This window comes from Myxococcus llanfairpwllgwyngyllgogerychwyrndrobwllllantysiliogogogochensis (assembly GCF_006636215.1).
Taxonomy (GTDB): domain Bacteria; phylum Myxococcota; class Myxococcia; order Myxococcales; family Myxococcaceae; genus Myxococcus; species Myxococcus llanfairpwllgwyngyllgogerychwyrndrobwllllantysiliogogogochensis.
Map to the genome: position 1 here is coordinate 1 of NZ_VIFM01000330.1, position 11,634 is coordinate 11,634.

Here is an 11,634-nt window from a genome sequence, read left to right on the forward strand (position 1 = left end):
GGGCGGGTGTACCTGCCCAACGTGGAGCTGTGGGTGCGCAACGTCGCGACCAGCGTGGACAGCGTGCACGTGTTCTCGGACGTGCATGGCTTCTTCGGGGTGCCGCGTCAGCCGGCGGGAACGTACCGGCTGTGCTGGAGCGCGCCGGGCTTCGTGAGCGGATGCCAGACGACGAACTTCAGCCTGGCGGACGAGACGTTCGTGATGCCCATCCACCTGCCGCTGGTGCCGGTGCGTCCGCTGGTGTGGGGACGGGCGCTCCTGCGCGATGGCTCGGTGCCCCTGTCGCGCAACAACTTCCTGGGCGTGAATGTCGCGGCGCGGGTGCGGCTGGTGAATCCGGCCACCAACGCCACGGTGTCCTCGGAGGTGCAGGTCAATGCCCTGGGCCAGTACGCGGTGGGTGATGCGCCTGCGGGAAGCTGGAACGTGGTGGCGCGGGTGGAGGCGGAGCTTGCGGCGGCGTCGGTGCAGGTGGGCAGCGTCGTGGTGCGGCGGGACCTGAGTTTCCGCAACGCGCGGCCGGTGCTGCGCGCGCCGGTGGCGTGGCGGGGCACGCAGGCTGTGCGCAACGCGCAGCCGGGTGAAACGCTGCGACTGACGGCGCTGGCGAGCGATTCGGATGGTGACGCGCTCACGTGGCGCTGGGTGGCGTCCGCGGGCTCGGGCGCGGTGTCGGCGCAGCCCAACGCGGACGTGCTGTGGACACTGCCCTCGGCGCAGGGGCGCTTCAGCGTCTGGGCGGTGGCCTCCGACGGACGCGGTGGCGTGGCGACGAGCGAGGTGCGCGTGAGCACGCAGGGGCCGGTGGCGTACTTCGGCGGGCAGGTGCTCAACGCGCTGAACCAGCCGGTGGCCGGTGCGCGGGTGACGGTGGGAAACAAGGAGGCCATCACCAACGCTCGGGGCGGCTTCCAGCTCATGGTGGAGGAGTCGGCGCGGTACGTGCTCAACGTGCGCGCCACCGGCTTCCAGCTCCTGTCGCGCGTGCTGCTGGACCAGGCGCCGGACGGGCAGTACCGGTTGGTGCCCGCGCAGCGCTTCACGCTGATTCCCCAGGAGGAGATGACGCTGGAGGCGAGCGTGTCGGGCGACCAGCGCCCCGTGGTGCTCAGGCTCCAGGCCAACTCGCTGGTGGATGCGGAAGGCAATCCGGCGAACCAGCCGCTCACGGCGTGGCTCGCGCCGGTGGACCTGAGGGACCCGGAGGGCCGCATGCCCGGAGACCTGTCCGCGGTGACCCAAGAGGGCAACGTGGTGACGCTGACGAGCTTCGGCGCGCTGGACGTCAACATCTTCGATGACGAGGGCCGTCGCTTCAATCTGCGCAAGGAGACGCCCGCGCAGGTGTTCTTCCCCGTGGACCCGAGGCAGGCGGAGCTGCCCGCGGGCCTGCCCGAGTCCATGCCGCTGTGGTTCTACGACGAGAGCAAGGGCGTATGGGGCGAGGAGGGCACGCTGTTCCTGCAGGGGGACTCGTACGTGGGCGCGGTGCCGCACTTCTCCGTGTTCAACGCGGACATCGTCTCCACGGGCGCGGACTGCATGCGCGTGCACATCGACACCGGGCGGCTGCCGGTGCCGCTGACGGTGCGCCTCACCATCCCCAACGGGACCATCACCCCCACCGTGTACACCACCACCCTGGATGCGGCGCTCAACGCCGTCACCCGACTGCCGGCCAGCACCGTCATCAAAATCGAGGTGCTCGACTCCAACGGGCTGGTCATCAGCACCGCGACGGTGAACCCGACCACGGGGCCTGGCAACTCGAGCACCAACGCCTTGACGGTGCCCTATCCGTACTCCGTCTGCACGTCGGACGTGACGCTGACCTTGGGCGTGCCCACCGGCACCGACTTCCTCAACAACTACGGCGATGGCTCCGCGGTGACGGCGGCGGCCTACTACGCGGCCATCGACCCCGGCAGCGCGAAGCTGACGCTGGCCACGTGGAAGACGCTCAACGGCTTCGGCGCGGACGACGCCACGGCCTACTACTTCAACAACGGGGACCTGGGCTTCGGGCGCAGCATGCACATGAAGCGCGCGGGCGCGAACCGGGCCTTCTACGTGACGAACCACGCCAGCGTGGACTTCGCCACCGCCAACGTGGCGCCCATCGCCACGGTGGCCATGGAGTACAGCCCGCATCCGACGCTGCCGGGCGCGCAGTACACGAAGTTCTACGTCTTCGACGCCGTGGGCAACCGCGTGGACCGCGCGGACCTGGACGGCAACGGCGACAAGTACGTGCCCCACCTGTGCAACGTCTGCCATGCCGGAGACCCGTTCTCCGCGGACCCGCGCGGGGACCTCAACGCGCGCTTCATCCCGTTCGACTTGGAGAGCTATCGCTACTCCACCATCGAATCGCCGCCCGTCAGCGGCATCTTCCCGTTCTCCCGCGCGAGCCAGGAGGCGCAGTTCCGGGAGCTGAACAAGGCGGTGCTGGAGACCAACGTGACGACGACCATCCAGGAGCTGGTGCAGGGCTGGTACGGCGGGGCCACGCTGCCCTCCGCGACGCAGAACTCCACCTACGTGCAGCCCAACTGGGCGCTGGCTGGCAAGACGAACGAGTACCTCCAGGTGCAGGGGCCGTCATGCCGCGCCTGCCACAGCACGCGTGAGAACCAGTTGAGCTGGCGGTACTGGAGCCTGGCGGGCACGAACAACGACTTCCAGGAGCGAGGCAGCATCTACTTCGCGGTGTGCTCGCCGTTCCGGCGCATGCCCCACGCCAAGCGCACGTACCAGAACTTCTGGCTGAGCACGACGCCGCACCAGCCCAACGTCCTGGGCAACGCGGGCATCTCCGGGTGGACGCCCGCCGACCCGTGCCCGTTCTGAGTCACGGGTGAGGTGAAGCGGACCGACACCGCCTCCGGGGGTTACACCTCGGAGGCGGTGCGCGGTGTGCGCGTCAGGGCACGACGACGAAGCAGAAGAAGGACCGGGTGGCGGAGGCCGTGGCGCCCAGCGAGTCGGTGACGGTGAACTCCACCCGGGCCGTCACGTCCGGGTCGCAGAGCCCGCTGACCCGCGAGCTCGCCGTGTTGGTGGTCCACGACGTGACGAGGCTGTGCGTGAGGCCCGTCCACGAATAGCTGTACGGGGGCGTGCCGCCGCTGGCGTTTCCGAGACACCGGAACGACGGGAAGGCGGTGGGGCTGGTGGCGCCCTGCGGGGTGCACAACGAGATGCTCGAGGCCAGCGGCGCCAGGGCCTGCTCACCCTGGGCAATGGCCGTCTCCTCCACCTCGTCGGGCCCCTCTTCCAGCGCGCCTCCACAGGCCACTGACAGCAGGGCCGCGGCCAGGACCAGGGGGAGATGGACGCTCGGCGAAACCTTCATGACTGCCTCCAGGGCAACGGGATGGAGGCGGGAGGCTAAGGGTGTAATTCAAACAATTCAATGAAGTCTGGATATTGATGGAATCGTTCAGTGCGGACCGAAGGCGCGGTTGACGAGGGCCCGGGTGCTTCGCGGCGGACGTCCGGTGCAGAGAGGGTGGGTGACCGCGGGACTCTCTCGCCTTGAGTGCGCTGTTCCACCCTGGTATCCGCGAGCCCCCACCCGCTCCAGAGCAGGAAGCCCCAGATGGCCCAGAATTTCATCTTCACGATGCAGGACCTGCGCAAGGTCAAGAATGGCAAGGAGATCCTCAAGGGCATCTACCTGTCGTTCTTCCCGGGCGCGAAGATTGGCGTCATCGGCCCGAACGGCTCCGGCAAGTCGACGCTGCTGCGCATCATGGCCGGCGTGGACACGGAGTTCTTCGGCGTGGCGAAGCCGGACCCGACCGCCAAGGTCGGCTATCTGGCGCAGGAGCCGCAGCTCGACACCTCGCTGGACGTGAAGGGCAACGTGGAGCTGGGGCTGAAGGAGATTCGCGCCTCGCTGGACCGCTTCAACGAGGTGAGCGCGAAGTTCGCCGAGCCCATGAGCGACGCGGAGATGGAGAAGCTGCTCGCCGAGCAGGGCCGGCTCCAGGACGCCATCGACGCGGCGAACGGGTGGGAGCTGGACCGCACGATTGAGATGGCCATGGACGCGCTGCGCCTGCCCCCGGGCGACGCGGACGTGACGAAGCTGTCCGGCGGTGAGAAGCGCCGCGTGGCGCTGTGCCGAATCCTGCTGGAGAAGCCGGACCTGCTCCTCCTCGACGAGCCCACCAACCACCTGGACGCGGAGAGCGTCGCGTGGCTGGAGGTCGCGCTCAAGGAGTACAAGGGCACCATCGTCTGCATCACCCACGACCGGTACTTCCTGGACAACGCGGCCGAGTGGATTCTGGAGCTGGACCGCGGCGAGGGCGTGCCCTGGAAGGGCAACTACTCCAGCTGGCTGGAGCAGAAGCAGAAGCGGTTGGAGCTGGAGGAGAAGTCGGAGAGCCAGCGGCAGAAGACGCTCAAGCGCGAGCTGGAGTGGGTGCGCCAGTCGCCCAAGGCCCGTCAGGCCAAGAGCAAGGCGCGCATCTCCGCGTACGAGGAGATGCTCAACCAGACGCAGGACAAGCGCGAGGCCACCGGCGAGGTCATCATCCCTCCCGGCCCCCGGCTGGGCGGCCTGGTGGTGGAGGCCAAGGGGCTGCGCAAGGCGTACGGTGACCGGCTGCTCATCGACGATTTGAACTTCAAGCTGCCGCCGGGCGGAATCGTGGGCGTCATCGGCCCCAACGGCGCGGGCAAGACGACGCTGTTCCGGATGATGACGGGCACGGAGAAGCCGGACGCGGGTGAGCTGAAGATTGGCGAGACGGTGGTGATGGCCTACGTGGACCAGAGCCGCGACGCGCTCAACGGCGACAACAGCGTGTTCCAGGAGGTCAGCGGCGGACTGGACCACCTGGACCTGGGCCGCGCGGGGCAGGTGCCCAGCCGCGCGTACCTGGCGGGCTTCGCCTTCAAGGGGCAGGACCAGCAGAAGCGCGTGAAGGATTTGTCCGGCGGCGAGCGCAACCGCGTGCACCTGGCGAAGATGCTCAAGAGCGGCGGCAACCTGCTCCTGCTCGACGAGCCCACCAACGATTTGGACGTGGAGACGCTGCGCAGCCTCGAGGACTCGCTCTTGAGCTTCGCCGGATGCGCGGTGGTCATCAGCCACGACCGCTGGTTCCTGGACCGCATCGCCACGCACATCCTCGCCTTCGAGGGCGACAGCAAGGCGTTCTTCTTCGAGGGCAACTTCCAGGACTACGAGGCGGACAAGAAGAAGCGCCTGGGCCCCGACGCCCTGGAGCCGCACCGCATCCGCTACCGCCCCATTTCAAAGAACTAGTCAGACGGGAATCTCTCCGCTCTCTCCCAGAGGGAGCGGAGCCCCGGGTTTCCGGGGGTTGATGAAGGTTCACTGGCGGTTCTACCGTTGGGGAATGAACCTTCGACTCGGATGGATGTGGAGTGGAGTGATTGCCGTGGCGCTGGGCCTGGCGGCCTGCAACGCGGGGGACGTGAGCGGCGAGGAGACTGGCTCGCTGGAGACGTCCGAGGCCGCGCTCTGCAGTGTGGAGCAGACGTGTCCGAGCGGGACGCCGGTGACGTGCTCCTCTCCGACGACAGGCTGTACTTCGGGCCCTGACAACGGTGGCTGGGTGGAGTGCGACGGCGTGCGCACCTACTGTCCTCCGGCGTGTACCTGCGGCACGACGCGCTACACGGCGACCCGGTCTGGTGAAGGGGCCACCTGCGGCGCCGCGGCCACCCAGGCGCGCAGCCTGCTGACCTCCACCGTGGCCGCGAGGTGCCCGGCGGGTGGCTGCGCCATCTCTGACTCCCTGGGCACCTGCGTCCCGCTGGGTCCCAACCGCACGGATGGCTTCCGCATGAGCATCACCCGCACGTACTCCTGCAAGGAGCCCGCGAACTGCCAGTAGCCGGCAGTCCCGCGGATTCCCACGTCCGAAGCCGCGCTGACGTGGATACCGCAGTATGGAATCTTTTCAATCACAGTGCCCTGCTGGCTTCGGCCGGCGGGGCATTGTTGTCTTCAGGACAGACACCCTCGTGGTCAGCCCAGACTCCCGGCCCGCAATTGATTGCATCAGTTTGATCAAAAAATAGTCGTGAGGCTGAACATGAATTGTGACGGATTGGTCACGGGCTCTCCGGATTTACTGGATTAACGCGTTGCATTAATAGGCGGACAGCCCGTGCGGGGTTGTAGCGCTCCCTCTGGGGCAGGGCGAAGTTCGGTGGGTTCGCAACTTTTCGCGGATGATCTTGAAAATCCGGGAGGTGTCTGTGGATGCCCTCCCAGGTGGCAGTGATTGGGGAGGGGCGCCTCGGACCTCATAGGGAGCCATCCACATGACTGTCAGGAACAACGTCAGCAACAGGGACAACAGCAACAGCTACCGCATCCGGGAGCGCGACACGCTCAGCAAGATCGCCGCCCGGAACGGCACCACCGTGGATGCGCTGGCCCAGCTCAACAACATCGCCGACCCGAACCGGATTCGGGCGGGGACGACCATCCAGCTTCCCTCGGCCCGCGACGGGTTTGAGGGCACGACGGCCAACCCCACGCAGACCAACGTGGGCGCGCGGCAGAACCCCGGCGACACCTTTGACGCGGGCACCACCGCGGCGGCGGGCCTGACGTCCCCCAACGCGTCGGGGACGAACAACGGCTACCGCAACATCCAGGACCTGGGCGCCTTCACCCGCGGCGGCTCCAACTCCGAGGCGGCCATCGTCGTCGGCACCTCCGAGGGCAACCGCCGTCCGGACGGCTCCTTCACGGCCAGCTACGGCGGCCACACGGACCCGGGCAACGCGGCGCACAACCGTGGCTCGTTCTCCTATCAGGGCACGGGCGCCAACACCCCGCAGCAGGCCGACCAGATCTGGAACCGCGAGCTGACCAACGCCACGCCGCGCTACGAGGCCGCCGCCCGCGCCGCGGGCCTGGATCCGAACAACGCGCTGCTGGCGTCCACGTACTTTGATTTGCACACCCAGTCGCCTCGCGCCGCGCAGAACTTCATCAACCGTGAGATGCCCCGGCTGGCGCAGGACCCGCGCGGCGTCACCCGCGACTCGCTCATCGATGCGCGCGTGAACGCGTACCGCAACGACCAGGGTGTCCTGCGCGCCGCTGGCTTCAACCACAGCGAGTCCCGCCTGCGCGCCGACCAGACGCGCCGCGAGACGGCGCTCGTCACGGCGCTGGATGCGCGTGGCTATCGCTCCGGTACGACGCAGGCCGACGGTGTTCCCCAGGGACAGGTCCCGGTGCCCACGCCGCGCCCCGTCTCGGAGAACCCCACGGTCGCCCCGACGCCGCGCCCGGCCTCCGAGCGCCCCACGGCCGCGCCCACGCCGCGCCCGGCCTCCGAGCGCCCCACCACCACGACCAACGGCGCGACGCCGACGAACCTCAACGACACCGAGCGCGTCGCGGCGACGACCGACCGCGCGGCCGTGCAGACGCGCACCCCGTGGATCAGCCAGTACGACGCCAGCCAGGTGGAGCGCGCTGGTGACAAGGCGTGCTTCCGCGCGGCGACGGCGATGGCTCGGCAGAGCGGCGCCAACGTGACGGACGTCACCCGCCGCATCCAGGTCGCCACGGGCGAGGGCCCCAACGGCATCACCGTGGACCGCCAGGCGGCGGAGCGCGGCCGGAACTACATCGACCAGCAGTTGGCCGCGGGCAAGCCGGTCGTCGTGGGCGTCAACCACAAGTCGACCGCCAACGTGGGCAACGCCGACGGCATCACCGACCACTTCGTCGTCATCACCGGTCGTGGCGTGGACCAGCAGGGCCGCACCTACTACACGTTCAACGACCCGGCGACGCGCAACCAGAGCCGTGGCGCGGACACCAACCCGAACAACCGCTTCTACGTCGACGAGAACACTGGCGGCCTCACCCGCCCGGGGCCCCGCACGGGCTACGTCGTCGGCCGCCAGTTCGACGTGTCGATGATTCGCCCCAACGCGTAGTCGTCGCCTGCCGCGCGGAAGGACAGAAGCCCGGCGGCCCAGGTGGCCGACCGGGCTTCTTCATGTCCAAGAACTGGAGCGGCGTGGCTCGTCGGCACCGCTCACGAGTTCCGAGGAGTCGAGCGAGGCGAGAGGGCGTCCCCGCCAGCGCACCGGCCAGGCGTGCCGCTCACGACGCCCGAGGAGTCGCGCGCGCCGCAGGTCGCTCCGCCAGCGTGCCTCGCAGCGCGCGGACCTCGGCGAGCACTTCGTGCGCCGCCTCCAGTGTCGATGGGGCCGGCCCGACTGTGGGCGCCGGGTTCGTGGCAAGCTCCGAGGGCTCGCCGAGGCCGGTGTCCCGGTGTTGCCGCACGCACTCCATGATGGCGTCGCGAATCGCCTCGGGGTTGCTCACGCCTCGGAAGCGGGCCTCGTGCAGGTGCTCCTGCATGTCCGTGTCCGACTCGCGGGAGCGCGAGCCACTGCCTCCGCCCGCCGTCTCCACCTTCACGTCGGCGATGCCCAGCATCCGCTGGAGGGGGTTCTGCTGGATGGAGATCTGCTGGATGTTGGCGAAGGTCATCGTCTTCTCCCGCAGCGACATGACGCCCTCGCGGACGCGCAGGCTCCGGTCCGTCAGCGCATACCAGCGCAGCTCGTAGTCGAGCCGGACCACGAAGAAGCTCAAGGGCAGCACCAGCACCAGGAAGCCCAGCCACGCGACGACCTCCACCGCGTAGATGAGCGTCGTCACGAGCGTCGTGGCGGGAAGGCCGCGAAGCATGGGCGTGAGCATCTGGCTCAGGAAGGCCCATGCCACCACCGCGCCCACGACGGCCACCACGTGCTTGAACCCCAGCAGCACCCGTCGATAGAGCAGGTACTGCGGCGCCGCGCGGAACACGCGCACCGTGCCCTCGGGGAGCTGGGGCTCGGGGTCCACCTTCAAGAACCGCAGGAGCCAGGCGTGGGGCACGTCACTCATCCGCCTGCTCCTTCGCGTTGCGCGCGCCCAGCTCCTGACGGAGCGCGCGGACCTCGGCGGCGACCTCGCGCAGCGCGGCCGCCAGTGCCTCCGACTCACCTGTCGCCAGCGAGGAGGACTTCGCCACGGCGGAGCCCCGGTCCCGGGTGCCGCGCATCTTCGAGTAGAGCAGGTCGCGCATCGCCTCGAAGTCCTGGATGCCCTCGATGGTGATTTCCGCCTGGGCGCTGCCGCTCGCCGTCTGAATCTGGATGCGCGCGAGTCCCAACCACCGCTCCACGACATGGCTGGACAGGTGGATGTCCTGGATGCGCGCATAGGTGAGGGACACCTCGCGTCGGAAGAGGATGCCCCACCGCATGGTGATGCCCTCCTCGTCCAGTTCGTAGCGCAGCGTGCGGAACTTGAAGTAGCGCAGGAGCGCGAGGATGGGGAACCCAGGTCCCGCCAGCAGCGAGCCGAGCAGGTAGTTGGTGAGCAGGCTCGCGTGCGGCTGCAGCACCGTGGGCAGCTTCCACGGCGAGGCGGGTCGCGCGGGCACGAGCGCGGGCTGGGGGCCGGGCGGGGAAGTCACGGGACCGCCGAGAGTCATGAAGGGCTCACCTGGGTGCTCCTCCGGAAATCACTGTCTGTTCCCAACGTGTGGGCGCGACACCCATTTCATACGCCGGTCCACCCGTGCCGTCATGTCCCCCGGGATGAGGCTGCGTCCACCAGTCCACCGCGCCCGAGACTCGCGTGCGGCGCCTTGCGAGGCGTGGGCTCGTCGGCTCGGGGACAGCGGTCCTTGAGAAGTCGAGAGGCCGCTTCGGCGGTGCCCCACTCCGAGACGTGTTGCCTGTGGAGCACGTCACGATTGCGGGCCAGGGCTGATTCATCAAAAACAGACCCGCGAGGATTCCGGCCCGCGGGTCTTTGCTCCGCATCCGCGCACCCTACCGTGGCGCGCATGAACCTGATGCGCTGGCTGAGTCTTGAGGAGATGTTGTCGGGGATTGAAACACCGGAGGGCTGCTCCGCGGAGCAGCTCGCGCGGGAGGACCTCCCTCGCCTGACGGCCCTGCTGGAGAGCTGGTATCCGGACATCCGGGTCGGCACGGAGAGTCGTCACCTGGAGCCCTCGTTCTACGAGCGGGAGTTCTTCCTCCGAGGCGAGTCTCCGGACCGCTCGCTGTACGGCATCCTCGTGCGTGACCGCGCGAGCGGGGACATCATCGGCCTGCTGACGATGGAGCGGAACGTGCGCGGGCTGCAGCTCTCCGCGGCCCTGGGTGTCTTGGAGCCCTCGCGGCGCGGGCTGGGCATCGGCTTCCTGGGCACCGCGGCGCTGGAAATCGTGGGCCGCAACATCGGCGCGGAGGTGGTGCTCTACTACTCCACGCTGAAGACGGCGCGCGCGCAGCGCAACGCGGAGAACCAGGGCTTCAAGCTGGTGGGCCTGGTGCCCGCCTTCGACGTGGATGCCATCGCCCCGGGCAAGGTGAAGCGTGTCTACGAGGCGCTCTATTCGAAGGTCCTCGTGGAGTCGGAGCGCATCCATCTTCCCGAGTGGGAGGCGCTGACGCCCTCCACCCGCGCGCTCTACACGCACCTGTTCGGTCCACATCCGGCGCAGACCGCCAGCGTCCCCGCTCCGTCGGAGCGCCTGCATGGTTGAGGTGCGGACCTACGAAGGGGACGCGGTGGATGCGTCCCAGTTCGTCAACCGCGTCTGGGGCAAATACTACGGAGCGCAGGGGCCGCTGACGGACTTCCAGCCTCGGATGCTGGACTGGTTTCTCTTCGGCAACAGGCTCGCGACGCGAGAGTACCGTCTGGCCGCGTACTCGGGTGGGAAGCTGGCGGGAGTCCTGTTCGCGGAGCCCATCCGGCTCCGACTGGGGACTCGTACCGTGGAAGGCACGTACGGGAGTTGGCTCAGTGTGGACCCCGCGTTCCGAGGAACGGGCGTGGGGCAGAAGCTGACGGAGACGATGTCCTCGCGTCAGCGCGAGCGCGGGGCCTTGCTCATGCTGGGTTGTATGGAGGACGGCAGTGTGGCGGAGCGCTTCTGGAGGAAGACTCCTGGCCTGCGGGCCTTCGACACGCTGGGCATGTGGCTTCACGTCTTCGACGCGGCGGCGGTGGCGCGCTGGTCCAAGACGGCGGCCGAGCGCGCGCTCTTCACGCTCGCGCGGCCGTGGCTGCGCGGGAGCGCTCCGTCCGTGGACACAATGGAGGGCATCCGGCCCTATCGTCCGGAGGACCTGCCTGCGTGCATGGCGCTGGTGGAACGGATGATGGAGTCGGTGAGCCTGGGATACGCCTATACGCCCGAGCGGCTCGCGCATCAGCTCCAGTACCGGGACGTGCCGCGCACCCTCGTCCTGGAACGCGACGGCGCCGTGCGAGGATTGGTCAACTTCTACACGCTTCAGATGAATGCCCGGGGCCCGCTGACCATCGCCCTGGTGGACCTGCTCGCCTTCCACGCGTCGGTGCCGCGCGCGGAGCAGAAGCGCCTCTTGCGCGTGGCCATGCGGGACATGGTGGAGCAGGGGGCGAGCTGCGCGGTGATGCTCCGGGGGCCGTGTGTGTCCAGTCGGCTGATGCTCGGGGCGCAGGGACTCGTAGGCCGCGTCGCCGATGCCCAGCACCGTGACGCCCCGCTCGCGCAGCGCGGTGACGAAGTGGAAGAAGTGGGACGGGAAGTGCGGAGAGATGAAGACGAAGTTCAT

General features: G+C 68.6%; 8 protein-coding genes and 2 pseudogenes. 6 read left to right on the forward strand and 4 right to left on the reverse strand.

Going from position 1 to position 11,634, the window contains the following annotated elements:
- The coding region (locus FJV41_RS52785) for a carboxypeptidase-like regulatory domain-containing protein (protein WP_181791351.1) at nt 1–2,853 on the forward strand (2,853 nt) is incomplete at its 5' end.
- A 73-nt stretch (nt 2,854–2,926) separates the two neighbouring features.
- Here FJV41_RS52785 and FJV41_RS43845 read toward each other — a convergent pair.
- Nucleotides 2,927–3,358, reverse strand: a complete 432-nt coding sequence (locus FJV41_RS43845; protein ID WP_141648595.1) for a hypothetical protein — start codon at nt 3,356–3,358, stop codon at nt 2,927–2,929.
- A gap of 246 nt (nt 3,359–3,604) precedes the next feature.
- On the opposite strand from FJV41_RS43845, the gene ettA reads away from it, so the two are divergent.
- The 3 genes from ettA (at nt 3,605) to FJV41_RS43860 (ending at nt 7,953) form a co-directional block, all read left to right on the forward strand.
- Nucleotides 3,605–5,284: an energy-dependent translational throttle protein EttA gene (ettA, locus tag FJV41_RS43850; RefSeq protein WP_141648596.1), complete on the forward strand. Its 1,680-nt coding sequence runs from the start codon at nt 3,605–3,607 to the stop codon at nt 5,282–5,284.
- A 136-nt stretch (nt 5,285–5,420) separates the two neighbouring features.
- Nucleotides 5,421–5,879 (forward strand): hypothetical protein, encoded by a 459-nt coding sequence (locus FJV41_RS43855; protein WP_220137950.1) that lies wholly within the window; start codon nt 5,421–5,423, stop codon nt 5,877–5,879.
- A gap of 433 nt (nt 5,880–6,312) precedes the next feature.
- On the forward strand, nt 6,313–7,953 hold the full coding sequence (locus FJV41_RS43860; RefSeq protein ID WP_141648598.1) for a LysM peptidoglycan-binding domain-containing protein: 1,641 nt from the start codon (nt 6,313–6,315) through the stop codon (nt 7,951–7,953).
- 169 nt (nt 7,954–8,122) lie between these two features.
- Here the strand turns inward: FJV41_RS43860 and FJV41_RS43865 are convergent, their stop codons facing one another.
- Nucleotides 8,123–8,917 (reverse strand): PH domain-containing protein, encoded by a 795-nt coding sequence (locus FJV41_RS43865; protein WP_141648599.1) that lies wholly within the window; start codon nt 8,915–8,917, stop codon nt 8,123–8,125.
- Nucleotides 8,910–9,509 (reverse strand): PH domain-containing protein, encoded by a 600-nt coding sequence (locus FJV41_RS43870; protein ID WP_141648600.1) that lies wholly within the window; start codon nt 9,507–9,509, stop codon nt 8,910–8,912. Before FJV41_RS43870 ends, FJV41_RS43865 begins: the two co-directional genes overlap by 8 nt.
- Nucleotides 9,510–9,866: 357 nt before the next feature.
- Between FJV41_RS43870 and FJV41_RS43875 the strand changes: the two genes are divergently transcribed.
- A complete protein-coding gene (locus tag FJV41_RS43875; RefSeq protein ID WP_246137801.1) occupies nt 9,867–10,574 on the forward strand; it encodes a GNAT family N-acetyltransferase in 708 nt (235 codons plus the stop codon).
- 106 nt (nt 10,575–10,680) lie between these two features.
- Nucleotides 10,681–10,965: pseudogene (locus FJV41_RS54335) on the forward strand (GNAT family N-acetyltransferase); the annotation flags it as partial.
- Nucleotides 10,966–11,508: 543 nt separating this feature from the next.
- Here the strand turns inward: FJV41_RS54335 and FJV41_RS54340 are convergent.
- Nucleotides 11,509–11,634 (reverse strand): annotated as a pseudogene (locus FJV41_RS54340) (ATP-grasp domain-containing protein); the annotation flags it as partial.